This is a genomic window from Noviherbaspirillum sp. (assembly GCF_036563305.1).
GTDB lineage: Bacteria > Pseudomonadota > Gammaproteobacteria > Burkholderiales > Burkholderiaceae_D > Noviherbaspirillum.
Genome location: NZ_DATCMQ010000011.1, coordinates 232,758 through 257,557 on the forward strand (window position 1 = coordinate 232,758; position 24,800 = coordinate 257,557).

The window sequence follows — 24,800 nt, forward strand, 5'->3', positions numbered from 1 at the left end:
GGATCAGATTCAGAAATTGCAAAGGGTCAGTTCGAATGTCACGTCGCTCTCGAGGGACTTCGGCTTCATGTCCCCGTCCTGCGTCGTGAAGCGAACCCACAGCATATACTTGTTCGCGGAGATCTCGGGTATCGCGCCCTGGTTCGCGTCCAGGGTCAGCCGCAGCATCTGGTACACCTTGCCCTGCAACATCTGCTGGTAGCTGCCTGCCTGGGCAATGGTCATCAGCGAGCGCCCCGACTCCCGCAGCAGGCGCAGCACCAGGCCGATGGCGTCGAACAGCGGCGCCAGCGGCGCGAACCATCCCGAGATGTCGTCGAAGCGCTGCTGCGGCGTCCGGTGCTGCCAGGCATAGTAGGAGGGCAAGTCGAATTCGCAGGCGCCGCCGGGGATGATGGTGCGCCCGCGGATGCTCATCAGCCATTCATTGTCGCGCACGTTCTGCCCGGTCTTGCCCTGCGAGCCCATCAGCGCGGTGCTGCAGCGGTCGACTTCCGACAGCACCGCATCGAGGCGCTCGGACACGACATTCGGATTGGACTTGAATCCGAGCAGGGTCTGCTTCTGGCGCTCGAGCTCCTGCAGCAGGTCGGATTTCAGGTCGGCGCGACCGGCCACTTCGAGCATCTCGAAGATGGTGGACAGTGCGACGTGGTGTTGATGGGGGTGTTCCTGGTGCAGGAAAAAGGCAAACTTCTCGTACAGATCCTCCAGCCGCAGCAGAGTGCGAATACGCTCGTTGAAAGGGTATTCGTAGGTGATCAAAATGACGTCCCTCAGCGGTAAAGGTTGGGCTGGAAGTAATTGTGTGATTCTGAACGAAGCGATGAAAAATTACAAATACACGAGAGGCCCGCCGCGGGATTTGAGGGGATACCGTGTAATCGTTTGTTACGGCGGCGGCGGAACGTCGGCGACGAGCGCCAGGTAGGTCGCATGCAACCGCTCGACCTGGGGCACCAGTGCGTCCGCATCGCCGTCGTTGTCGATCACGTCGTCGGCAACCGCCAGTCTTTGCCCACGCGTTGCCTGTGCCGCCATGATGGCCCGGACCTGCGCCTCCGGCAGCCCGCTGCGTGTCATCACGCGGCGTACCTGGGTCTGCTCGTCACAGTCCACGACCAGGACGCGCGATACCCGTTCTCGCCAGCCGCGCGATTCGACCAGCAGGGGCACAACGAACATGAGATAGCTGCCCTGGGCTGCCTGCGCCGCACGTTCGGTCTCGATCCTGATGAGCGGATGGAGGATGGCCTCCAGCCTGGCCTTGGCACTGGACTCGGCGAAGACGTATTCACGCATGCGCGCGCGGTCCATCGCGCCGTCGGCGGTCAGGAACGAGGCGCCAAACTGGGCGTGTATCGCCGCGATGGCGGCGCCCCCCGGCTGCGTCAGGGAGTGGGCGATCAGGTCGGTGTCGACCAGGGCGGCGCCGCGTGCGGCAAACATGTCGGCAACCGTCGTCTTGCCGCTGCCGATGCCGCCCGTGATGCCAATCGAGAACCTGCGCGGCGTGCTCATTGATCGTCAGACCGGAAACCCGAGATAGGCCTGCACCAGTTCCTTCCCGTAGAAGAGGGCGATGATTCCCGCCAGTGCCAGGTAAGGGCCAAAGGGAATCGGCTTGTTCCGCCCGTGGCGGGCGAAGACGATCAGCGCGATGCCGACCACCGCGCCCACCAGGGAGGACAGCAGGATGATCACCGGCAGCATCTTCCAGCCCAGCCAGGCCCCGAGCGCGGCCAGCAGCTTGAAGTCGCCGTAACCCATGCCTTCCTTCCCGGTCAGCAGCTTGAACAGCCAGTACACCGCCCACAAAACCAGGTAGCCGGCCACGGCGCCGATCACTGCTTCCGACAGCGGAACGAAGGTGGCGTTCAGGTTGAGCAGCAGGCCGGCCCATAGCAGGGGCAGGGTCAGGTCGTCGGGCAGCAGTTGGGTGTCGGCATCGATGAAGGTGAGCGCCACGAGGAGGTAGGCGAACAGCAGGGTCGCGAGACCCTGGATGCCGCTGCCGAAGTGCCAGACAAGCGCCGCGGAAAGCAGGCCAGTCAGCAGTTCCACCGCCGGGTAGCGCGCGGAGATCGGCGCCTTGCACGAGACGCAGCGGCCGCGCAGCGCAATGTAGCTCAGGACCGGGATGTTCTCGAGGGCGGTGATCTGGTGGCCGCAATGCGGGCAGGCCGAGCGCGGCGCCATCAGGTTGTAGCGGTCCGTGTGGGGCAGTGGCTGGCCGCTTTCCTGCGCGACGTAGTTGTCGGACTCGCGCTGCATCATCTTCGGCACGCGATGGATCACGACGTTCAGGAAGCTGCCGATCAGCAGGCCGAACACGGCGGCGACCACCGCCGGCAGCACGCTGCCCGGCGGCGCAAACAAGACCAGGTCGAACATCAGACCACTGCTCCGAGCTTGAAGATGGGGAGGTACATCGCGACCACCAGGCCGCCGATCAGCACGCCGAGGATGGCCATGATCAGCGGCTCCATCAGGCTGGACAGCGAGGCGACCGCCTCGTCGACTTCCGCCTCATAGAAGTCCGCGACCTTGCCGAGCATCTGGTCGAGCGCGCCGGATTCCTCACCAATCGCGACCATCTGCGTCACCATGTTGGGGAACACGTTCGCATTCTGCATCGAGACCGTCAGGCTGGTGCCGGTGCTGACTTCGGTCTGGATCCTGCGGGTGGCGTCCAGGTAGACGATATTGCCCGAGGCGCCGCCGACGGAATCGAGCGACTCGACCAGTGGCACGCCGGCGGCGAACATCGTCGACAGCGTGCGGGTCCAGCGGGCGATCGTGGCCTTCCGGATCACGTCGCCGAATATCGGCGCCTGCAGCAGGATGCGGTCCATGAACGCCTGGACCTTGGGCGAGCGCTTCCACGACTGGAAAAAGAGATAGAGGCTCGCGAACAAGGTGCCGAAGATCAGGTACCAGTACGAGACGAAGAAATCGGAGATGGCCATCACGAACAGCGTCGGCGCCGGGAGGTCCGCGCCAAAGCTCTTGAACACATCCTTGAACGCCGGTACCACCCAGATCATGATCACCGAGGTGACCACGAAGGCGACCACCAGGATCGAAACCGGGTAGAACAGCGCGGACTTGATCTTGGCCTTGATTGCCTGCGTCTTTTCCTTGTAGGTGGCAAGCCGGTCGAGCAGGTCTTCCAGGATACCGGCCTGTTCGCCCGCCCCCACCAGGTTGCAGAACAGGTTGTCGAAGTACAGCGGAAATTTACGGAAGGCCTGGTTCAGGCTGCTGCCGGTCTCCACATCGCTGCGGATATCATGGATCAACTTGGAGACGGCCGGGTTCGCATGTCCCTTGCCGACGATGTCGAAGGCCTGCAGGAGCGGTACGCCGGCCTTCATCATCGTCGCCAGCTGGCGGGTGAAGAGGGTAATGTCCTTGTCCGTGACCTTCTTGCCGGTCGAGAACGACTTTTTCTTGACCTTGGTGACGAGGATACCCTGCCGGCGCAGCGTCGCATTGACCACGGCCTCGCTGGCGGAGCGCAGCTCGCCCTTGACGGTCTTGCCTGTCTTGTCCTTGCCTTCCCAGGCGAAGATCGCGTCTTTTATCGCGCCCGCAGATTTGCTCGCCGCAGTTGCCATGTATTTCCCCTGACTATTCGTTTGTGCAGCCAAGCACTTCTTCCAGGCTGGTAAGTCCCTGCCTGACCTTGACCAGGCCGGCTTCGCGCAGCGTCTTCACGCCGTCGCGCCGTGCCTGTTCCTCAATCTCGAGCGCAGTGCCATGCGCGAGGATGATACGTTCGATCTCTTCCGAGATCGGCATGATCTGGTAGATGCCCACCCGTCCCTTGTAGCCGCTGCCGTTGCAGCGCTCGCAGCCTACCGGCTTGTAGGGCATCCAGCTGCCGTCCAGTTCGTCCTCCTTGAAACCCGCGTCGAGCAGCGCCTCGTCGGGAATGGAGACGGTCTGCTTGCAGGTGCACAGCCGGCGCGCGAGACGCTGGGCGGTGATCATGATCACGGACGACGCGATGTTGAACGGCGCCACGCCCATGTTCATGAGTCGCGTGAGGGTGGAAGGCGCGTCATTGGTGTGCAGGGTGGAAAAGACCATGTGGCCGGTCTGCGCCGCCTTGATCGCAATGTCCGCGGTTTCGAGATCACGGATCTCGCCGACCATGATGATGTCCGGATCCTGCCGCAGGAAGGCCTTCAGCGCCGCCGAGAAGGTCAGTCCGGCGCGGTCGTTGACGTTGACCTGGTTCACCCCGGGCAGGTTGATTTCCGCCGGATCCTCGGCGGTGGAAATATTGATGCCGGGCTTGTTCAGGATGTTCAGGCAGGTGTACAGCGACACGGTCTTGCCCGAGCCGGTCGGGCCGGTCACCAGCACCATGCCGTAGGGCCGCTGGATGGCGTTCAGCAGCAGCTCCTTCTGATCGGCGTCGTACCCGAGCGCGTCGATGCCCATCTGGGCCTGGCTCGGATCGAGGATACGCATCACGATCTTTTCGCCGAACAGGGTGGGCAGGGTGCTGACGCGGAAATCGATTGCACGCGTCTTCGACAGCACCAGCTTCATTCGTCCGTCCTGCGGCACCCGCTTCTCCGAGATGTCCAGCTTGGAGATGACCTTGACCCGGGAGGCCAGCTTCTCCTTGATCGCCAGCGGCGGTTGCGCAATTTCCCGCAGCACGCCGTCGACGCGGAAGCGGATCCGGTAGAACTTCTCGAAGGGCTCGAAGTGCAAGTCCGACGCGCCCATGTTGATTGCGTCGATCAGGATCTTCTGCAGGAATTTGACGACCGGCGCATCGTCGATGTCCGTCGTCGAGGCATCGCTGGCCGACGAGGCGGCCATGTCCTCTTCGCTGAAGTCGACGTCAAGGTCGTCGCCGATCAGCTCGTCGAGATTCTGTTCCGCGCTCTGGCCAAGCTTCTCGATCAGCTGCACCAGGGCCGAATGCTCGACGATCACCGGCTCCACGGCGAGCTCGGTCTGGAACTTGATCTGATCGAGCGTCTGGGTGTCGGTAGGGTCGGAAATCGCGATCGACACCTTGTTGCCGCGCTTGCTGAGCGCCATCACCCGATGCTTCTGCATCAGCTTCGGATCGACCACATTGGTAGGCAAGTGCGCGAAGCTCAGTGCCGATATGTCGAGCAGCGGGTAGCCGAAGGTCTCGGAGCAGAAACGGGCGAGGGAACGCGCGTCGATCGTCGCGCTGCCGACGAGGGCGTCGATGAACGGAGCCTTGTCACTGAGTGCCTGCTTGTTCAGTGCTTCGGCCTGCTGCGCGGTCAGGCGGCCGGCTTGCACCAGGGCGCGCGCCAGTCCGGGCATCGGCACAGCAGTAGACTGATTGGGGAGAACCGCCGCCATGTATTGATTTCTTTGAAGCCGGGAATCGGCAAGGATCGTCCAAGTTGCGTTAGATAATGCCTATAGGCATCTGATTTGTAAAGGTATTGTGGTCAAATTGACATTGAAAGCGCGGGCTGCCTGTGGCAAAAGCCGGCCCGCCGCCCCGGCGGATGCGAAGAATGCGGGGGCGGGCCGGCCTGGCATCATGTCCGCTGCAGCAAAGGGGGACCGGCGACCAGGTTAGGGCCGGGACCGGCGCGGCGTGCTTCCGGTTCGGCCTCGGCATGCCAGGCCGCTGATCGTGCGGCGTCCGGGGAATACGCGGTGGTAGCGACGGCAGGGCCGCGATCGCGCCTGTCGGCGAAAAGCCAACCGTAAACGCAAAACGGACTAACCATTGATGGATAGTCCGTCATGAGAAGAAATCTGGTCGGGGTGAGAGGATTCGAACCTCCGGCCTCTACGTCCCGAACGTAGCGCTCTACCAGGCTAAGCTACACCCCGATTCCGTGCCGACCGCACTAATCTGCTAGTGATTTCGGTCGACCGCGAAAGCGCATAATTGTAGCAAAGAATCCTTGAATTTGCTATCCACGATTTCGGAAATTGCCTGCGCGGCCCGCTGCGCCGCCTTTTCAGCCTCGCGCCGGGTGTACTCGAGCGCGCCGGACCCGCTGATTGCGGCCAGCACCTGGTCGAAGTGCTGTTCGTCGCCTGTCTCGATGCAGCTTCGCACCAGGCTGCGCTGTTCCGCGGAGCCGTTCTGCATCAGATAGATCAGGGGCAGCGTCGGCTTGCCTTCGCGCAGGTCGTCGCCGACGTTCTTGCCGATGTCGTTTGCATTGCCCGAATAGTCGAGCACATCATCGATGAGCTGAAACGCGGTGCCGAGCGAACGGCCATATTCTGCGGCGGCCTCGATCTCGGTTTCCTGCGCGCCGGCGATCAATGCCCCGAGCTGGGCTGCCGCCTCGAACAACTTTGCGGTCTTCGACCGTATCACCTGGAGGTAGCGCTCCTCAGTGACGTCGGGGTCGTGCATGTTCAGCAGCTGCAGGACTTCGCCTTCCGCGATCACGTTGGTGGCGTCGGCGAGAATCTGCATCACGCGCATGTTGCGGATGGCGACCATGATCTGGAACGCACGGGAATAAACGAAGTCGCCAACCAGGACCGCCGCCGCGTTGCCGAACATCGCATTCGCCGTCTTGCGTCCCCGCCGCAGCGAGGATTCGTCCACGACGTCGTCATGCAGCAGGGTGGCGGTATGGATGAACTCGACGACCGCCGCAAGGTCATGGTGGTGAGTGCCCCGGTAGCCGAAGGCATTGGCCACGAGCAGCACCAGCACCGGGCGGATCCGCTTGCCGCCGGCGCTGATGATGTACTCCGCAATCTGGTTCACCAGCGGTACTTCGGAATGCAACTGGCGGCGAATGACCGCATTGACAGCATCAAGATCGGCGGAAATGGGCTCGATGACCCCGTTCTGGGAGGCGGGTTGGAGTGCGGCGGACAAGATGAAACCTGCGAAATCGTGAATTCCGACGATTATACGATGACTAATGCTTCACGCCACGGGCGGCCATGCGGCCCGCCCGCTACCCAGGCGCGCGCCGATGTGACCCGTCCGGCTTTTGACCGCCGTGCTAAGTCTATGTATAATCAGCGGTTTTCCCGATTCTGCCTGGATACCTGAGCGTCGGATCGCGAAGAAAAAGTTCTTTTATTCATACTCGATGAGGTTTCACATGTACGCGGTCATAAAAACCGGCGGCAAACAATACAAGGTTGCTGCTGGCGAAAAACTTAAAGTAGAACAGATACCGGCTGACATTGGTTCCGAAATCACCCTTGATCAAGTGCTCGCAGTGGGCGCTGGCGATACCATCAAATTTGGTGCGCCGCTGGTTGAAGGTGCCAAGGTCCAGGCAACGGTAGTGGCGCATGGTCGCCACGACAAGGTGAAGATTTTCAAGATGCGCCGCCGCAAGCACTACCAGAAGCGCCAGGGCCATCGCCAGAACTACACCGAACTGCAAATCGTCTCGATCAACGCTTAAGCGATCGGGCTAACCGGAAACCAAGGAGCTTCACATGGCACACAAAAAAGGCGGCGGCACTACGCGCAACGGCCGCGATTCCGAGTCGAAACGACTGGGCGTCAAGGTCTACGGCGGCCAGGCTATCAATGCCGGCGGCATCATCATCCGTCAGCGCGGCACCCGCGTGCACGCTGGCGAGAACGTCGGCATGGGCAAGGACCACACCCTGTTCGCGCTGGTCGACGGCAAGGTGCAGTTCGCAACCAAGGGCGCAGCCAAGCGCCACGTGGTGACCGTCGTTCCGGCCTGATGGCGTCGGCGTAGTTCACCCGGGGGGCAACAAGCCCGCTATCGCGAAAGGCTCTGCCGCTGGTAGGGCCTTTTTCGTTTTCACTGGCACGCTGCATGCTGCGCGCCGATTATTTCCGAGCCGGCCTGCCCGGCATTTTTCCTGCGGCATACACATGAAGTTCATCGACGAAGCAAAAATCGAGGTTATTGCCGGCGACGGCGGTAACGGCGTAGTGTCGTTTTGCCGCGAGAAATTCCGTCCCTTCGGTGGGCCGGATGGCGGCGACGGCGGCAAGGGTGGTTCGATCTGGGCGGTCGCCGACCGCAATATCAACACACTTGTCGATTACCGCTACTCGAAGCTGCACAAGGCGCGCAACGGCGAGCACGGCCGCGGTTCCGACTGCTACGGCAAGGGTGCGGAAGACGTCGAACTGCGCATGCCGGTCGGCACCCTGATCAACGACCTGAACAGTGGAGAGATCATCGCCGACCTCACCGAGCATGGCCAGCGGGTGCTGCTCGCCAAGGGCGGCGAGGGCGGCTGGGGCAATATCCATTTCAAGTCGTCCACCAACCGGGCGCCGCGGCAGAAGACCGATGGCAAGGAAGGCGAACGCCGCGAACTGCGACTGGAGCTGAAAGTCCTCGCCGACGTCGGTTTGCTCGGCATGCCGAATGCGGGGAAGTCGACGTTCATCACCGCCGTCTCCAACGCCAGGCCGAAGATCGCCGACTACCCCTTCACGACGCTGCATCCCAACCTCGGCGTCGTGCGCGTCAGCCATGAGAAAAGTTTCGTCATTGCCGACATTCCCGGCCTGATCGAGGGTGCGGCGGAAGGCGCGGGCCTCGGCCACCAGTTCCTGCGTCACCTGCAGCGCACCCGCCTGCTGCTGCACATCGTCGACCTCGCGCCGTTCGAGGATACGGTCGATCCGGTGAAGGAGGCCAAGGCCATCGTCAAGGAACTCAAGAAATACGACGAGTCGCTGTACGACAAGCCGCGCTGGCTGGTGCTGAACAAGCTGGACGTGGTGCCGGAGGAAGAGCGCAAGAAGCGGGTCAAGGACTTCGTCAAGCGCTTCGGCTGGAAGGGGCCGGTGTTCGAGATCTCCGCGCTTAACCGCGATGGTTGCGAGGACCTGGTCAATGCGATCTACGAGCACCTGGCCGCGCAGCGCGAGCAGGAACACCGTGCGCAGGAGACCAGCATGGCCGAAGAAGCGCGCGGCATTTCGTCGATCGACCCGGACGATCCGCGCTTCAAGTTGGCCGAATAACACCGCCCGGCGCGCGGTTTCGGTACTATTGCGAACTATGCAGCGCGGTGCTGCACGCAAACCGGGGCGCGCCAGCGCCCGCCGACAAGAACATGAATACCTCCGTCATCCAGAAAGCCAGACGCATCATCATCAAGGTCGGCTCGTCGCTCGTCACCAACGACGGCAAGGGGCTGGACCATGCAGCCATTGCCAAGTGGGCCGAACAGATTGCCCAGCTGCGCGCTCTGGGCAAGCAGGTGGTGCTGGTCAGCTCCGGTGCGGTGGCCGAAGGCATGCAGCGCCTCGGCTTCGACAAGCGCCCGACCGGGATCCACGAACTGCAGGCGTGTGCGGCGGTGGGGCAGATGGGCCTGGCGCAAATCTATGAGACGAGCTTCCGGCGCCACGACCTGCGCACCGCGCAGGTCCTGCTGACCCACGCGGACCTGGCGGACCGCGAGCGTTACCTGAACGCGCGCTCCACCCTGTTCACGCTGCTGCGGCTGGGGGTCGTGCCAATCATCAATGAGAACGACACGGTGGTCACCGATGAGATCAAGTTCGGCGACAACGACACGCTGGGCGCGCTGGTCGCGAACCTGATCGAAGGCGACGCCCTGATCATCCTGACCGACCAGCGCGGGCTGTACACCGCGGATCCGCGCAGGCATGCGGATGCGGAGTTCGTGCACGTCGCGAAGGCGGGCGACCCGGCCCTGGAGGCAATGGCGGGCGGCGCCGGCACGGGCATCGGCCGTGGCGGCATGCTCACGAAGATCCTGGCCGCTAAGCGCGCTGCGACGTCGGGCGCCCATACCGTCATTGCCTGGGGCCGCGAGGACCGGGTGCTGACCAGGCTGGCTGCAGGCGAGTCGATCGGCACGCAGCTCACGGCCCAGACCGCGCAGCTGACCGCACGCAAGCAATGGATGGCCGACCACCTGCAGACCGCAGGCAGGGTCGTGCTGGATGCGGGCGCGGTGCAGAAGCTGACCGCGGAGGGCAAGTCGCTGCTGCCGATCGGGGTGGTGGAAGTGGCCGGTGAATTCGGCCGCGGCGACGTCATCACCTGCATCGACGAACAGGGGCGCCCGGTCGCCCGCGGCATCAGCAACTATTCGAGTTCCGATGCCCGCCGCATCATGCGCCGTCCGTCCACCGAGATCATGGCGATCCTCGGCTTCGTCGAAGAGACCGAGCTGATCCACCGGGACAACATGGTGCTGCTGTAGGAGAACCTGCGGCTCGCTGCCGCACCGGGGTCAGCGATAGACCTGGACGGTCAGCGGACGCTGGTAGCGCAGCCGGTCTGCCATGTCGCGCGCGTTGCCTGCGATTGTCTTCAGGTCGCAGAAATACTCCTTGGCCAGCGCCGCATGCTGCCGGTTCACGGCATTGCCGGTGATCAGTTCCCACTTGTCCCGCCGGGACCGCGACCAGCTGCCGTCAGGCTGGCCAAACGCATACAGCTTGCGCTCGTAGGTCGCACACCGGATACCCTCGAAACTCACGTTGCGCGCGCCTCCCTCGCTGGTCGCGACGAGCACATAGCGGATCACGCCGTCTTCGCCGACGGTGATCGAGCTGGTGTCGACCTCGAACTTCTGGGTGGCGACAGCGCTGACGAACAACGGCGCCAGGTTTTGCTGCTGCGGAGCCTGCGGCAACTGCACCGCGATTTCCTGCCAGGGCTTTTCCTCGTCGTCGAACTCTTCCTCGAAGCGGGACTGCGCATGCGCGCCACTCCATCCGAGAAGAATGACGGCAGTCAGCCCGGCGGCGGCGAGGCGGGAGCGGGTCCCCGAGGCGCCATCGTGCGCCGGAGCTGAATCATGTTGTTGCGGCATGTGGTTCATTCAGTTTTTGGTTTGACGGCAGGATGCGGCAGGTCGGCGCTGATGCGGCCGGCATGGTTCTGGCGCAGGTAGCGCGCGCCGTGCCGCACGGTGCTGCCTGCGGACGGGCGCTGCAGGAAGCGGGAAAGCTCCTGCAATGCCTTCTGGTAGACGTCGCGCTTGAACTCGATGACGACGTCGAGCGGGACCCAGTAGTCGTGCCAGCGCCAGGCGTCGAACTCCGGATGGTCGGTGCAGCGCAGGTTGATGTCGCAGTCGCGGCCGACCATGCGCAGCAGGAACCAGATCTGCTTCTGGCCACGGTAATGGCCACGCACCTCGCGCTTGATGAAGCGGTCCGGCACCTCGTAGCGCAGCCAGTCGCGCGTACGGCCGATGATTTTCACGTGCTCGGCCTTCAGGCCGACTTCTTCTTCGAGTTCGCGGAACATCGCCTGCTCGGGTGTCTCGCCGAACTTGATGCCCCCTTGAGGGAACTGCCACGAATGTTCACGCACCCTTTTTCCCCACCACACCTCGTTGCGCGAGTTGAGCAGGATAATGCCGACGTTCGGGCGAAAGCCTTCACGATCCAGCATGTTGCACCTCAAAACTTTCTGCGGCTAGATGGTCCTCATTCTTGCGATTTTTTCATCGGGGATTCGTTGCTGTCGTCGTGCCATGACTGCAGACCGGCAGCAGCGGAACCAAATGTGTCCTGAATGGGCGCATCAGCCAGCTAATCCTTTAAAATTGAGTCGATTATAACCCTCTCTTTTTAAAAAGAATTCACCTCCATGCGTGCATCACGATTTTTTATTTCTACCCTAAAAGAAGCCCCGTCGGACGCCGAAATCGTCAGTCACAAGCTGATGATGCGGGCCGGGATGATCAAGCGCCTCGGCTCGGGCATCTATACCTACATGCCGATGGGCCTGCGGATTATCCGGAAGGTGGAAAACATCATTCGCGAGGAGATGAACCGGTCCGGCGCGGTCGAGCTCCTGATGCCGGTGGTGCAGCCCGCGGAGATGTGGCAGGAGACCGGGCGCTGGGACAAGATGGGCCCGGAGCTGATGCGGGTGAAGGACCGGCACGGCCGCGACTACGCGATCCAGCCGACGTCGGAGGAGGTGATCACCGATGTGGTGCGCAGTGACATCAAGTCCTACCGGCAGCTGCCGATCAACTTCTACCATATCCAGACCAAGTTCCGCGATGAGCGCCGTCCGCGGTTCGGCCTGATGCGCGGCCGCGAATTCACGATGAAGGATGCCTACTCGTTCGACCGCGACGTCGCCGGCATGCAGCGGTCCTACCAGGTCATGTACGACGCGTACGTGCGCATCTTCGACCGCTTCGGGCTGCAGTTCCGGGCCGTGGCGGCCGACAATGGCGCCATCGGCGGCTCCGGCTCGCATGAGTTCCACGTGATCGCCGACACCGGCGAGGACGCGCTGGTCTACTGCCCGGAATCGGGCTATGCAGCCAACATGGAAGCGGCGGAAGCGGTCGCTCCGGCGGCCCCGCGCGGTGCGGCAACGCAGGCACTGACGAAGACGCCGACGCCCGGCAAGGCGAAGTGCGAGCACGTCGCCGAACTGCTCGGGCTGCCGCTGCAGCAGACGGTGAAGTCGATCGTGCTGGCGGTCGAGCGCGAGGAAGCCGGGAAGGAAATCTGGCTGCTGCTGCTGCGCGGCGACCACGAACTCAACGAGGTCAAGGCGTCCAAGGTCCCTGGTCTCGGCGGCTACCGTTTTGCCAGCGAGGCCGAGATCGTCGAATGGTTCGGCACCAAGCCAGGCTACCTTGGTCCGATCGGCACCAGGAAGCCGGTACGGGTCGTCGCCGACCGCAGCGTCGCCGCGATGAGCGATTTCGTCTGCGGCGCGAACGAGGAGGACTTCCACTTCACCGGAGCAAACTGGGGACGCGACCTGCCCGAACCGCAGGTGGCCGACCTGCGCAACGTGGTCGCGGGCGACCCGTCCCCGGACGGAAAGGGCGCACTGGCGATCCAGCGCGGCATCGAGGTCGGCCACGTGTTCCAGCTCGGTACCCGCTATTCCGAGGACATGAAGGCGACCTTCCTGGATGAGAACGGCAAGCCGCAGCTGCTGCAGATGGGTTGCTACGGGATCGGCGTGACCCGCATTCTCGGCGCCGCAATCGAACAGAATTTCGACGACAGGGGCATCATCTGGCCGCGCGCCATTGCCCCGTTCGAGGTGGTGCTCTGCCCGATGGGCTATGACCGCAGTGAGGCGGTGAAGGCCGAGACCGACCGGTTGTATGCTGCGTTGCAGGCAGCGGGCGTGGACGTCATCCTCGACGACCGTGGAGAGCGGCCGGGCGTGATGTTCGCCGACTGGGAACTGATCGGCGTGCCGCACCGCGTCGTGGTGGGCGAGCGCGGCCTGAAGGAGGGCCAGCTGGAGTACCAGGGGCGCCGCGATGCGTCCGCCACCCCGGTTCCGGTCGCCGAAATGGCGGCGTTCGTGCAGGCCAGGCTGGCGGCCTGAGCGGTGCCGTCCGCCGCAGTGCGCCGCCTGCTGATCGCGGCGGCGCTCACGCTTTGCGCCGCTGTCGCGCACGGCGGCAACCAGAAGGAAGAGGCGCTGGGCGATTCGGTCCGGCTGGCACTGTCGCGCGCCATCACCGATCCCCGACCTCCGCGCCCGGAGTTCGCGACCATCGAAGAGCGCATCAAGTACCTGAACTGGATAGGCGAGATGTCGGAGCGCCTGAAGAAGCGGATGCCGGACACCCAGGTCAGGCGCGAATTCCTGCAGACGGTCTGGTATGAATCGCGACGGGCCGGACTCGATCCTTCGATGGTGCTGGGGCTGATCCAGGTCGAATCCGGATTCCGCAAGTACGCGGTGTCGCATGCCGGCGCCCACGGCTACATGCAGGTGATGCCGTTCTGGACGCGGGTGATCGGCGACGGCGACCGCAGGAAGCTGTTCCACATGCAGACCAACCTGCGCTACGGCTGTGCCATCCTCCGGCTGTATCTCGATATGGAGAAGGGCAATCTCTACCTTGCGCTCGGCCGCTACAACGGCAGCCGCGGCCGGCCGGAGTATCCAAACATGGTGCTTGGCGCGTGGAAGCGCTGGGAATTTGCGCAGTAGCCGGCAGCCCGGCGACGCCTCGGTGGTGAAGCCTACGGAGGGACGCTTGCAGAGGGAACCCTGCAGAGGGAACCCTGCAGAGGGAGGCATCAACAAAAACGCCCGCGCGATGCGGGCGTTTTTGTTTGGCCTCTGGAAAGAGAGATTATTGCAGGTGGTTGGAAATGAGTTTGGTCATTTCGAACATGGACACTTGCTTCTTTCCGCCAAACACAGCTTTCAGCTTGTCGTCTGCATTGATCATGCGCTTGTTCGCATCATCCTGCAGCTTGTTCTTCTTGATGTAGTCCCAGACCTTCTTGGTGACTTCAGTACGCGGCAGCGGGTTCGCACCGATCACTGCACCCAGCGTGGCGGACGGCGTCAACGGCTTCATGAACGCGGCGTTCGGTTTGCGCGGGGTCTTCGGCTTTGCTGCTGCCTTCTTCGCGACAGGCTTCTTGGCGGGAGCTGCCTTCTTGGCCGGGGCGGCTTTCTTTGCTACCGGCTTGGCTGCTGCCTTCTTTGCTGCGGGTTTTGCTGCTGCCTTCTTTGCTACCGGCTTGGCTGCTGCCTTCTTTGCGGGTGCTGCCTTCTTTGCTGCGGGTTTGGCTGCTGCCTTCTTTGCAGCCGGCTTTTTAGCGGCTGCTTTGGCCGCGGGTTTTTTGGCTGTTGCCATCTTCAGGCCTCCTTCACAGAAGTGTGTTGGGAAAATGCGTCATTTCACGCACCGCTAATAGTGGTGCGGTTTTCATAGGTATGCAAGTGTTTTTTAAGCGTTTGCAGACGAATTTGCAGGCAGCGATGCGGCCTGCTCTCCATAGCGTAAACCGCCGTCCTGGTCGCCTCGCGCAAATGTGTCGCCACCAAAGGTGGCGGCGACGAGGGCGAAGCCGGCCCGATGAGGGGCGGGCGATGGGACCCGGCAGCAGCGTCCGCCACTATGAAAAAGCCTGGTTCCGAGAGTGAAAACGTCCGGCTGCAGGCGTCCGCAGCGGAGCCGGAAGGGAAGCTTGGAGCCAGCGGGAGGCCGCGAAGCCTCCGCTGCGCCGGAGGCGGGGAAGTACCCGGTGACGCCGGTCACAGCGGAGGAGGAAGGCCTCCGCAGGGGAGGCCAGGGGGGGATGCAGACGAAGCCGGGCAGGGGAGAAGGGTGGAAGCGACGGCGGCAGGGGGGAGGCGGCCGGCGTCCGGTCAGCGCATGCCGGGCATCATGCCCTTCATCCCCCGCATCATCTTCATCATGCCGCCGCCCTTGAGCTTCTTCATCATGGATTGCATCTGCTCGAACTGCGACAGCATGCGGTTGACCTCCTGCACCTGCACGCCGGCGCCAGCGGCGATACGACGCTTGCGGGAGGCCTTGATCAGCTCCGGCTTGGCCCGCTCCTGGGGCGTCATCGAGTTGATGATGCCCTCCATCCGGCGCACCTGCTTCTCCGCCTGGCCCATGTCGGCGTTGCCCGCGGCCTGCTGGAACTGCGCCGGCAGCTTGTCCATCAGGCCGGAGAGGCCGCCCATCTTCTTCATCTGGCTGAGCTGCGCCTTGAAGTCGTTCAGGTCGAACTTGCCGCCACCCTTGATCTTGTCCGCCAGGTCCTTGGCGGCCTCGACGTCGACGCCCTTTCTGGCTTCCTCGACCAGCGCCAGGATGTCGCCCATCCCCAGGATGCGGTTGGCCATCCGGTTCGGATCGAACGCCTCGAGGCCGTCCAGCTTCTCGGCAACGCCGGCGAACTTCACCGGTTTGCCGGTGACATGGCGCACCGAGAGCGCCGCGCCGCCGCGGGCATCGCCGTCGAGCTTGGTGAGGACGACGCCGGTCAGCGGCAAAGCCTCGTTGAACGCCTTGGCGGTGTTGATTGCGTCCTGGCCGAGCATGGCGTCGACCACGAACAGGGTTTCGATCGGCTTGAGCGCCGCATGCAGCGCGGCGATCTCCTGCATCATCGCCTCGTCGATGCCGAGCCGGCCGGCGGTGTCGACGATCAGCACGTCGTGGTAGTGGCGGCGTGCGTGGTCCAGCGCGGCAAGCCCGATGTCGACCGGCTTGTCGGTCGCGGCGGAAGGAAAGAAATCGGCGCCGACCTGACCGGCCACCGTCTGCAGCTGGCTGATTGCCGCCGGCCGGTAGACGTCCGCGGAGACCGTCAGCACCTTCTTCCTTTTCTGTTCCTTCAGGTACTTGGCGAGCTTGCCGACGGTCGTCGTCTTGCCGGCGCCCTGCAGGCCGGCCATCAGGATCACGGCCGGCGGCTGGGTCGCCAGGTTCAGCTGGCTGGCCTCGGGCCCGAGGTCGGCGCCCATGATCCCGGCCAGTTCGCGCTGCACCACCCCGACCAGCGCCTGGCCAGGGGTGAGCGAACCTATCACCTCTTCGCCCATCGCCTTTTCCTTCACCCGGGCGATGAACTCGCGCACTGCCGGCAGTGCGACGTCCGCCTCCAGCAGCGCCAGCCGCACCTCGCGCAGCATCTCGGCAGTGTTCGATTCGGTCAGGCGGGCTTCGCCGCGCATGGTTTTGACGACTTTCGCCAGTCGTTGAGTCAGGTTGTCGAGCATGGATGAAATAGTGTCAAGAGATGGGGGCGACGGCAGGGAGATCGGCGCATCGCGGACAGGTCTTCATTCTACCCGATGGCGACTGGCAGCCGCGCCAGCGCCACACCCGGGACAGCCCGCGCTCGCGGTTTGATGTGTGCAGAGGGTAATATTGGCGCTCGCGCGCCACCGGCCGCGGCAAGCATGGGTGCAGCTAACGGATGAAACCGGCAAAACACGTGGTCTGGATCGCGCTCGCCGCCGCGCTGGCGCTGCTCGTCGTCTGCAGTGTCTACCTGCTGGCCGCCGGCAGGGCGCGCCAGGAGAGCCATGACGCCGCACGCCGCCAGTTGCAGATCATTGCCCTCGACCTCGAATCGGTGCTCGAACGTTTCGAGACCCTGCCTTTTGCGCTTTCCTTTCATCCCGACCTGGCGCAGGCGCTGGAGCACCCCGGCGACGCGGCACTGCTCGCCCGTCTCAACCAGACGCTGCAGACGATACAGCGGCAGGCCAGGGTCAGCGCCATCTACCTGATGGACGGCGAGGGCCTGACGCTGTCCTCCAGTAACTGGAACGAGCCCATCAGTTTCGTCGGCAAGAACTTCGCCTACCGTCCTTATTTCCGGGACGCGGCGGCCGGCGGTGCAGGCCGGTTCTACGGGATCGGCAGCGCCACCGGGGAGCCTGGCTACTTCATTGCGCAGCCGGTCTACCGCGGCAGCCGCGACGGCATGCCCGCCGGGGTCATCGCGGTCAAGATCAGCCTTGCCGACTTTGAGCAGACCTGGCGCAGCAGCGCGGAACCCATCGCGCTGGCCGATCAGCGCGGCGTCGTGTTTCTCAGCAGCCGTCCGGAGTGGCGCTATCACAGCTTGCGTCCGCTCGAGCCGCCGGAGCAGCGCCGCCTGGTCGGTACGCTGCAATATGCCGGGCAGCAGATCCTGCCGATTGCCGCGCTGGCCGCCGGACTGGGCAGCGGGCCGGGCGATCGCGTCGGCACGCCGGTCGGCCGGCTTGGATGGGAGTTGATGCTGTTTCCATCTTCGAGCCGCGCCTTGCGCAGCGGGTTGCTGTCCGCGCTGGCCACGGCCCTGCTGCTTGCCGTCGCCGCCGTGTCATTGATGGCGCTGCAGCAGAGGCGGCGCCGGCTGGAGGAACAGCAGGCTTCGCGGCGGGCGCTGCAGCGCGCGGCGGACGAGCTCGAGCAGAAGATCGCGCAGCGCACCGAGGAACTGCAGACGAAGTACGCCAAGCTCAAGCATGCCGAGCAGCTGCTGCGCTCCACCCAGGACGAGCTGGTACAGGCCGGCAAGCTGGCCATGCTGGGCCAGATGGCGGCGGGCGTGACCCACGAGCTCAACCAGCCGCTGGCCGCCATCCGGGCGTTCGCCGACAATGCCGTCACCTTCCTGGGGCGCGGGCAGGCGGACAAGGCGCAGGAAAACCTGTCGCATATCGCCGCCGCCAGCGCGCGCATGGGCGCCATCGTCGGTCAGCTCAAGGGCTTCGCCCGCAAGCACGGCGATGCCGTGGCGGAAGTCGACCTGGGGCAGGCGGTGCGGGCGTCGGCCATGCTCCTAGAGAATGAATTCCGGCGCCAGGAGGTATCGCTCGACATCGATGCGCGGGAAAGTATCGTGGTGCTAGGCGACTCGGTGCGCGTCGAACAGGTGCTGATCAATCTCCTGCGCAACGCGCTCGACGCGGTCGAGGGGCTGGCGCTGCGCCGGGTCGAAGTGCGGCTGGGGCGCGAGGACGGGCAGGCGGTGGTCCGGATCCGGGACACCGGTCCGGGCATTCCGCAACAGGTCGCGCGCCACCTGTTCGAGCCGTTCTTCACCACCAAGCCGTCCGGGCGGGGGCTGGGCCTCGGGCTCGCGATCTCCTCATCGATCGTGCAGGCAATGAACGGGCGGCTGGAGGCGGGAAACCGGGAAGAGGGCGGGGCGGAATTCGTGCTGCGGCTGCCGCTCCCGGTGCCGCCTGAGGCAAATTCAAATGGAGGTGCGAGTGCCGGAACGTGAAGGCGGCGACCAGGCATTGCTGGTCGAAGACGAACAGGCGGTCCGCCTGGCGACAACGCAGACGCTGGAGCTTGGCGGCTTTGCGGTGCACGCCTGCGGCAGCGCCGAGGAGGCGAAGCCGAGGCTGTCGCCGGATTTTCCGGGCGTGCTGGTGAGCGACGTGCGGCTTCCGGGCCGCTCGGGCCTGGACCTGCTGCAGGATGCCCTGGCCTGCGATCCGGAGATTCCGGTGATCCTGCTGACCGGCCATGGCGACGTCGGCATGGCCGTGCAGGCGATGCGGGCGGGTGCCTACGATTTCATCGAGAAGCCGTTCGCGGCGGAGGCGCTGTTGGAAGCGGTGAAGCGCGCCCAGGAGAAGCGCCGACTGGTGCTGGAAAACCGGCGCCTGAAAGCTGCCTGGAGCAACGACCCCCACATGCCCGCGCTGATCGGTCATTCCCCGGCCATCGAACGGGTGCGCGCGATGATACAGGCGGTCGGTCCCACCGCTGCGGACGTGCTGATCAACGGCCAGACCGGCACCGGCAAGGAAGTCGTCGCGCGCCAACTGCATGCCGCCAGCGGGCGCAAGGGTGCATTTGTCGCGATCAACTGCGGGGCGTTGCCGGAATCGGTGTTCGAAAGCGAGATCTTCGGCCATGAGGCCGGGGCCTTCACCAGCGCCCAGAAACGACGCATCGGAAAGCTGGAACATGCGGACGGCGGCACGGTATTTCTCGACGAAATCGAGTCGATGCCTCTCGCGCTGCAGGTGAAGTTGCTGCGGGTGCTGCAGGAACGCCGCCTCGAACGCCTGGGCAGCAACCAGCCCATCGCCATCGACTGCCGCGTGATTGCCGCCAGCAAGGCCGACCTGCTGGCCCTGAGTGCGCAAGGCAGCTTTCGCGAGGATCTGTATTACCGCATCGGCGTGGTCAGCATCGACCTGCCCAGACTGGCCGAGCGGCGCGAGGATATCCCGCTGCTGCTGAGCCATTTCGTGCAGGCCGCCGCCACGCGCTACCAGCGTCCGCCGGCGCACTGGAGCGCCGCGCAGATGGCCGGCTGGCAGGCCCGCGACTGGCCGGGCAACGTGCGTGAACTGCGCAACTTCGCCGACCGCCTGGTGCTGGGTGTCGAACACGCCGGCCTGGCGCCCGGCGTCGCGCAGGATGATTCCCTGCCGCAGCGGGTCGACGCCTATGAGCGGATGCTGATCGCCGAGGCGCTCGCGGCGAACCAGGGCAATGTGGCGGCGAGCGCGGACGCGCTCGGCGTCCCGAAAAAGACCCTGTACGACAAGTTGAAGAAATACCAGCTGGCGACGGGAAGGGCGCAGGAATGAGGCAGGCAAGGGCACCAGGCGCGGCACTGTTTGCGCCCGGACATGGTGTAAACTCGAACTCCGGTGACCACCCGCATCCATGATGCATACATTTCTTTTCATACTGGCGGCGCTGCTCTACGCCGCCTCCGCCCTGCTGCCGACCGAACGGCGCGCCCTGATTTCAGCCGCGACCGCGGCAGGCTGGGTGCTGCACGGTGCCGCGCTCTGGGCGGACATGGTGGTCCCTGGTTCCTTGCGCATCGGCTTCGCGATGGTGCTATCGGCAACGCTCTGGATTTCGGTCGCCGCGTACTGGCTGGAAAACCGCAATCTTTCCCTGGACGGCCTGCGCGTGCTGGTGCTTCCCTGCGCGGCGGCGGCGGTGATCCTGCCGGCCTTGTTTCCCGGCTCCCTGGTTCCGCTGGAAGGCAAGTCGTCGCTGTTTCCCTGGCATGTCGCCATTGCGATCCTCGCATACAGCACGCTGACCATCGCCGCATTCCACGCGGTGCTGATGGTGCTGCAGGAGTCCCGGTTGCATGCGCCGGCCGACGCATCGCAGGGCGGCTGGCTGGCGAAGGCGATCGACCGGCTGCCGGCCTTGCTGACAATGGAAAAGCTGCTGTTCCGCCTGATCGCGTTCGGCTTCGGCCTGCTGACCCTGACCGTGGTTTCCGGCATCGGGTTCTCCGAGCAGTTATTCGGCACGCCGTTCAAGTGGGATCACAAGAATGCGTTCACCATGCTGTCCTGGCTCCTGTTCGGCGCCCTGCTCGCCGGTCGGGCATGGCGCGGCTGGCGCGGGAAGACCGCGCTGCGTTTCACGCTCACCGGCTTCGCCACGCTGTTGCTGGCCTACGTCGGCAGCCGTTTCGTGCTGGAAGTGGTGCTGCACCGGAGCGTGGCATGAGGATCCTGCTGCTGGTCCTGTTCGTGGTCGTCGTTCTGTACCTGCTCGGCCGGCTGCGGGCGCGCGGCGGCGCGCAGCAATCGCAACGTTCGCAGCAATCGCCGTCGCGCGATTCCCAGCCTTCGCGGCAGCAGGCGGCCGACGTTGAAGCGATGCGGCAGTGCGCGCATTGCGGCGCGCACTTTCCTGAGTCCGACGCGGTGTTCGCCCCTTCCGGGGCAGTGTTCTGTTCCGAACAGCATCGGCTGCAGCATGCCGGCGCCTGACGCCGCCCGCGTCACCGGCATTTGCGGACACCGATGAAGCATCCCGCCGTAGCTTCCGTCCCCGATACCCGTGACACTTTCTGGCGGACGCTGCAGACCTTCTGTGCTACCCGGGTGGTCATTGCGGTAGTGCTGCTTGTCTACGTCGCCTTCAACCAGATCAAGGGCGACCGGCCCGTCGCAGGACCGCTCGACTGGCATACCTGCGTCGCTTACCTGCTGCTCGCGGCAGGCTTCGCAGCGATGGTGGCGACCTACCGCCGACGCTTCATGTGGCAGCTGCTGGCGCAGATCGTGGTCGACCTGGCGGCAATCTCCCTGCTATATGTCATGGCCGGAGGCGCCCGCAGCGGCCTGGCCATCCTCTACCTGTTTCCGCTCGCCGGCGCGGCCATCCTGGCGCCGCTGGTCCTGGCGCTGTTCTTCGTCTCGGTGGTGACCCTGCTGCTGCTGGCGGAAAGCGGGTACCAGCTGCTGCAGGCGGCGGACGAGGTTCTGGCATCGCAGGCCGGCCTGTATGGCGCCGCGTTCTTCGCCGCGATTTTCCTGGTCAACCGGCTCGCCGCGCGCCTGATCAAGGAAGAGGACCTGGCCGCGCAGCGCGGGCAGGACTTGCGGCTGCAGGAAGCGGTCAACCGCATCGTGATTGCCGACATGACCGACGGCATACTCGTGGTCGGCGCGCAGGGCGAGGTGTACGCCGGCAACCCGGCCGCCGAACGCATGCTGGGGCTGCCGCTGGCGCTCGGCCATTCGCTGCAATCGCTGCACAATGCGACGGCGCTGGCGCCGATCGCGGAGGCCTTCGGCGCCTGGCGCGACGGCCGGCACGACGCGGCGGGCGATGACAAGGCCGCGTATGTGATGATCAAGCCGGAAGACGCCCTTGCTCCGATGACGGGCAGCGATGCGGTCCGCAGCTACGTGCTGCACCTGAAGCTGCGCTTTGCCGGCGTGCAGACCCCCGGATTGCCCGACCGCCGCACTGTCATCTTCCTGCAGGACGTGAGCGAGATCGAAAACCGGGCGCAGCAGCTCAAGCTGGCGTCGATGGGACGCCTGACGGCCAGCATCGCCCATGAAGTGCGCAACCCGTTGTCGGCCATCTCGCACGCGGCGTCGCTGCTGGCGGAAGACATGGCGCAGGGGCCGCAGGCGCGGCTGCTGCGGATCATCAGTGACAACGCGGTGCGCTTGAACCGCATGATCGAGGACATCCTGCGGTTGTCGCGTAAGGCGCAGCCGCACGGGGACCCGGTGCTGCTCGGCCCCTGGCTCGCGGACCTGCTCGCCGAGTTCCGGGAAGTGCACAAGATCGAGCACGACAAGATCCACCTGGGCGATATGTTCCAGTATCAGGTGCGCTTCGACCCGATGCACCTGCGCGAGGTCCTCGTAAACCTGCTGACCAATGCGCTGCGGTATGCCAGTGCCCGTCCCGGCAGCATCCGGGTGCATGCGGTGGCGCCGAAGCCCGGCCGCCTCGAGCTGCATGTCCAGGACGACGGTCCGCCGATTTCCCCGGAAGTCAGGGCGCACCTGTTCGAACCCTTCTACACCACGTCCAGCCGCGGCACCGGGCTCGGGCTCTACCTTGCGCGCGAACTGTGCTTGAATAACGGGGCGATGCTCGACTATGAATACCGCACCGACGTCCTCGGCGACGGACAGCCGGGCGGACGATTCGTGATCACCTTCGGCGCCATCGGCGGCGCCGTCTGATGCAAACTGAAATGCCAACATGACTGCTCCCCGTATCCTGGTTGTCGACGACGAAGCCGACTTGCGCGAGTTGCTGGAAATTACGCTCGTGCGGATGGGCCTCGACGTCGACACGGCCGAAAACCTGGCGGCGGCGCGCGATTGCCTCGCCCGGCATGAATATGCGCTGGCGCTGACCGACATGCGATTGCCGGACGGCTCCGGCATCGAACTGGTCCGCGAGGTGACGAGTGGCCAGCGAAGCACGCCGATCGCGGTGATCACCGCTTTCGGCAGCACCGACAATGCGGTCGCGGCGCTGAAGGCCGGCGCCTTCGACTACCTGTCCAAGCCGGTCGGCCTGGATCAGTTGCGCCTGCTGGTGCAGTCGGCACTGCGGGTGTCCGGCAAGGTCGAGGCGGGCGAGACGGGGGCGCGACCCCCGGCCTCCCGCCTGGTCGGCGAGTCGCCCCTGATGCACGAGCTGCGCGCGCAGATTGCCCGCCTGGCGCGCAGCATGGCGCCAGTGGCGATCACCGGCGAGTCCGGCAGCGGCAAGGAACTCGCGGCACGCGACATCCATGCCCACAGCGCGCGGGCCGACAAGCCTTTTGTCGCGGTCAACTGCGGGGCCATTCCGGAGGCCCTGGTGGAAGCCGAGTTCTTTGGCTACCGGAAGGGGGCGTTCACCGGTGCGGCCGATGACCGCGACGGCTTCTTCCAGGCGGCCAACGGCGGCACGCTGATGCTTGACGAGGTCGCCGACCTGCCGTTGGCGATGCAAGTCAAGCTGCTGCGCGCCATACAGGAGCGCCGGGTGCGGAAGGTCGGGGCCACCACGGAGGATCCGGTGGACGTGCGGCTGGTCAGCGCCACCCATCAGAACCTCGCGGAGTGCGTCGAGAAGGGCCGGTTCCGCCAGGATCTCTTCTACCGGCTGAACGTGATCGAGTTGCGCCTGCCGCCGCTGCGGGAGCGGCTGGAGGATGTCGGCCTGCTTGCCGACACCATCCTCGCGCGGCTGTCGTCCCCCGGACCGCGGGCGACGCTCTCTCCCGCCGCGCTGCAGGCTTTGCGCGGCTACGCTTTCCCGGGCAACGTGCGCGAGCTCGAGAATATCCTCGAACGGGCGCTGGCCTTCGCCAATGACGGCGTCATCGAACCGGCCGACCTTGCGCTGCGCGCGGCGCCGCCGCCACCCGCTGTTGCGGGCGTGGCGCCTGCTGCGGTCCCGCCGGAGGCAGCGCCTGTCGCCGCAACGACGCCCGCCGCACCGGCATCGGCACCGGCATCGGCATCGGCATCGACTGCCGCCGCGGCAAGCGCGGCGGCAGGACCATCGTCCGACCTGCCATCGTCGCTGCCGGAGCACCTGGACATGGTCGAACGGGAAATCATCCTGCGCGCGCTGGCGCGCACCAACTTCAACCGCACGCAGGCCGCCGAACTGCTGGGCATCAGCTTCCGCCAGCTGCGCTACCGGATGCAGCGGCTTGCCATCCACGAACCCGAATGAGCACGCACTTCCATATCGACGAAACCGGCTGGGCGGCCGACGTCACCCGCCTGGCCTCACCCAACTTCGATGCGCGCAGCCCCGGGACCGAGATCGACCTGCTGGTGATCCACAACATCAGCCTGCCTCCCGGCCAGTTCGGCGGGCCGTTCATTGCGGACCTGTTCGGCAATTGCCTCGATTGCGACCTGCATCCCTATTTCGACCAGCTGCGCGCGCTGCGCGTCTCCGCGCACTTTCTGATACGGCGCGACGGCGAGGTGATGCAGTTCGTGTCGGCGGACCAGCGCGCGTGGCATGCCGGCGCTTCTTCCTTCCGCGGACGAGAACGCTGCAATGACTTCTCGATCGGCATCGAGCTCGAGGGAACCGACGTCGACCCGTTCGAGGACGCGCAGTATGCCGCCCTTGCATCGCTGACAACGGCACTGCGCGCGCGGTATCCCCTGACTGCGGTCACAGGTCACGAGCACATCGCTCCCGGTCGCAAGACCGATCCCGGTCCCTGCTTCGATTGGGTGCGCTATCGCAAGTCCTTGATTCAAAAAGAGCAGCGCCTCCCGCTCGATTTTCCCGCCTGACTTCGACGAAAAGTCAACCCGTGAAGGGGGCGGAATGCTTGCGGAATCCAC

General features: G+C 64.8%; 23 protein-coding genes and 1 tRNA gene. 13 read left to right on the plus strand and 11 right to left on the minus strand.

Translation table 11 applies throughout. The annotated features are described in order from the left end of the window. Positions 1-9: 9 nt before the first annotated feature. The 7 genes from zapD to ispB all read right to left on the minus strand — a co-directional run bounded on the left by zapD (position 10) and on the right by ispB (position 6,865). Complete coding sequence (zapD, locus tag VIM12_RS09095; RefSeq protein WP_331941295.1) at positions 10-765, minus strand: cell division protein ZapD; 756 nt, start codon at positions 763-765, stop codon at positions 10-12. A gap of 126 nt (positions 766-891) precedes the next feature. Continuing rightward, the gene (gene coaE, locus VIM12_RS09100) at positions 892-1,521 is read right to left on the minus strand and encodes a dephospho-CoA kinase (protein WP_331941296.1); all 630 of its coding nucleotides are present in this window, start codon (positions 1,519-1,521) and stop codon (positions 892-894) included. Positions 1,522-1,527: 6 nt separating this feature from the next. Then, on the minus strand, positions 1,528-2,394 hold the full coding sequence (locus VIM12_RS09105) for an A24 family peptidase (protein ID WP_331941297.1): 867 nt from the start codon (positions 2,392-2,394) through the stop codon (positions 1,528-1,530). Continuing rightward, on the minus strand, positions 2,394-3,620 hold the full coding sequence (locus VIM12_RS09110) for a type II secretion system F family protein (protein WP_331941298.1): 1,227 nt from the start codon (positions 3,618-3,620) through the stop codon (positions 2,394-2,396). Before VIM12_RS09110 ends, VIM12_RS09105 begins: the two co-directional genes overlap by 1 nt. Positions 3,621-3,633: 13 nt before the next feature. Further along, complete coding sequence (pilB, locus tag VIM12_RS09115; protein ID WP_331941299.1) at positions 3,634-5,364, minus strand: type IV-A pilus assembly ATPase PilB; 1,731 nt, start codon at positions 5,362-5,364, stop codon at positions 3,634-3,636. A gap of 409 nt (positions 5,365-5,773) precedes the next feature. Next, positions 5,774-5,850 (minus strand) — tRNA-Pro (locus VIM12_RS09120). Positions 5,851-5,875: 25 nt separating this feature from the next. Further along, the gene (gene ispB, locus VIM12_RS09125; protein WP_331941300.1) at positions 5,876-6,865 is read right to left on the minus strand and encodes an octaprenyl diphosphate synthase; all 990 of its coding nucleotides are present in this window, start codon (positions 6,863-6,865) and stop codon (positions 5,876-5,878) included. 232 nt (positions 6,866-7,097) lie between these two features. Between ispB and rplU the strand changes: the two genes are divergently transcribed. The 4 genes from rplU to proB all read left to right on the plus strand — a co-directional run bounded on the left by rplU (position 7,098) and on the right by proB (position 10,179). Further along, positions 7,098-7,409, plus strand: a complete 312-nt coding sequence (rplU, locus tag VIM12_RS09130; RefSeq protein WP_057290114.1) for a 50S ribosomal protein L21 — start codon at positions 7,098-7,100, stop codon at positions 7,407-7,409. A 34-nt stretch (positions 7,410-7,443) separates the two neighbouring features. After that, a complete protein-coding gene (rpmA, locus tag VIM12_RS09135; protein WP_331941301.1) occupies positions 7,444-7,701 on the plus strand; it encodes a 50S ribosomal protein L27 in 258 nt (85 codons plus the stop codon). 154 nt (positions 7,702-7,855) lie between these two features. Further along, positions 7,856-8,965, plus strand: coding sequence for a GTPase ObgE (obgE, locus tag VIM12_RS09140; protein ID WP_331941302.1), 1,110 nt, complete (start codon positions 7,856-7,858; stop codon positions 8,963-8,965). Positions 8,966-9,057: 92 nt separating this feature from the next. Continuing rightward, entirely contained in the window at positions 9,058-10,179 is a 1,122-nt protein-coding gene (gene proB, locus VIM12_RS09145) for a glutamate 5-kinase (protein ID WP_331941303.1), read from the plus strand. A gap of 30 nt (positions 10,180-10,209) precedes the next feature. Here the strand turns inward: proB and VIM12_RS09150 are convergent, their stop codons facing one another. Together VIM12_RS09150 and VIM12_RS09155 are read right to left on the minus strand one after the other, a co-directional pair. Next, complete coding sequence (locus tag VIM12_RS09150; protein WP_331941304.1) at positions 10,210-10,794, minus strand: CNP1-like family protein; 585 nt, start codon at positions 10,792-10,794, stop codon at positions 10,210-10,212. 5 nt (positions 10,795-10,799) lie between these two features. Then, on the minus strand, positions 10,800-11,381 hold the full coding sequence (locus VIM12_RS09155) for an RNA pyrophosphohydrolase (protein WP_331941305.1): 582 nt from the start codon (positions 11,379-11,381) through the stop codon (positions 10,800-10,802). Positions 11,382-11,579: 198 nt separating this feature from the next. Between VIM12_RS09155 and VIM12_RS09160 the strand changes: the two genes are divergently transcribed. Together VIM12_RS09160 and VIM12_RS09165 are read left to right on the plus strand one after the other, a co-directional pair. After that, on the plus strand, positions 11,580-13,304 hold the full coding sequence (locus VIM12_RS09160) for a proline--tRNA ligase (RefSeq protein ID WP_331941306.1): 1,725 nt from the start codon (positions 11,580-11,582) through the stop codon (positions 13,302-13,304). Positions 13,305-13,307: 3 nt separating this feature from the next. Then, positions 13,308-13,919, plus strand: coding sequence for a lytic transglycosylase domain-containing protein (locus tag VIM12_RS09165; RefSeq protein ID WP_414691772.1), 612 nt, complete (start codon positions 13,308-13,310; stop codon positions 13,917-13,919). Between the two features lie 145 nt (positions 13,920-14,064). Here VIM12_RS09165 and VIM12_RS09170 read toward each other — a convergent pair whose 3' ends face one another. Together VIM12_RS09170 and ffh are read right to left on the minus strand one after the other, a co-directional pair. Continuing rightward, the gene (locus VIM12_RS09170) at positions 14,065-14,577 is read right to left on the minus strand and encodes an SWIB/MDM2 domain-containing protein (RefSeq protein WP_220807129.1); all 513 of its coding nucleotides are present in this window, start codon (positions 14,575-14,577) and stop codon (positions 14,065-14,067) included. Between the two features lie 515 nt (positions 14,578-15,092). Further along, positions 15,093-16,460: a signal recognition particle protein gene (gene ffh / locus VIM12_RS09175; RefSeq protein ID WP_331941307.1), complete on the minus strand. Its 1,368-nt coding sequence runs from the start codon at positions 16,458-16,460 to the stop codon at positions 15,093-15,095. A 200-nt stretch (positions 16,461-16,660) separates the two neighbouring features. Between ffh and VIM12_RS09180 the strand changes: the two genes are divergently transcribed. The 7 genes from VIM12_RS09180 to ampD all read left to right on the plus strand — a co-directional run bounded on the left by VIM12_RS09180 (position 16,661) and on the right by ampD (position 24,749). After that, on the plus strand, positions 16,661-18,466 hold the full coding sequence (locus tag VIM12_RS09180) for a sensor histidine kinase (RefSeq protein ID WP_331941308.1): 1,806 nt from the start codon (positions 16,661-16,663) through the stop codon (positions 18,464-18,466). Then, positions 18,453-19,793 carry a sigma-54 dependent transcriptional regulator gene (locus tag VIM12_RS09185; RefSeq protein ID WP_331941309.1) on the plus strand — a complete coding sequence of 447 codons (1,341 nt, stop codon included), beginning with the start codon at positions 18,453-18,455 and terminating at the stop codon, positions 19,791-19,793. The genes VIM12_RS09180 and VIM12_RS09185 overlap by 14 nt, the downstream gene beginning before the upstream one ends. An 82-nt stretch (positions 19,794-19,875) precedes the next feature. Beyond that, a complete protein-coding gene (locus VIM12_RS09190) occupies positions 19,876-20,685 on the plus strand; it encodes a cytochrome C assembly family protein (protein ID WP_331941363.1) in 810 nt (269 codons plus the stop codon). Beyond that, the gene (locus tag VIM12_RS09195) at positions 20,682-20,951 is read left to right on the plus strand and encodes a PP0621 family protein (RefSeq protein ID WP_331941310.1); all 270 of its coding nucleotides are present in this window, start codon (positions 20,682-20,684) and stop codon (positions 20,949-20,951) included. The genes VIM12_RS09190 and VIM12_RS09195 overlap by 4 nt, the downstream gene beginning before the upstream one ends. A 33-nt stretch (positions 20,952-20,984) precedes the next feature. Then, a complete protein-coding gene (locus tag VIM12_RS09200; RefSeq protein ID WP_331941311.1) occupies positions 20,985-22,673 on the plus strand; it encodes a sensor histidine kinase in 1,689 nt (562 codons plus the stop codon). 19 nt (positions 22,674-22,692) lie between these two features. Beyond that, positions 22,693-24,168, plus strand: coding sequence for a sigma-54 dependent transcriptional regulator (locus tag VIM12_RS09205; RefSeq protein ID WP_331941312.1), 1,476 nt, complete (start codon positions 22,693-22,695; stop codon positions 24,166-24,168). Then, on the plus strand, positions 24,165-24,749 hold the full coding sequence (ampD, locus tag VIM12_RS09210; RefSeq protein ID WP_331941313.1) for a 1,6-anhydro-N-acetylmuramyl-L-alanine amidase AmpD: 585 nt from the start codon (positions 24,165-24,167) through the stop codon (positions 24,747-24,749). The genes VIM12_RS09205 and ampD overlap by 4 nt, the downstream gene beginning before the upstream one ends. The last annotated feature ends 51 nt before the right edge of the window (positions 24,750-24,800 follow it).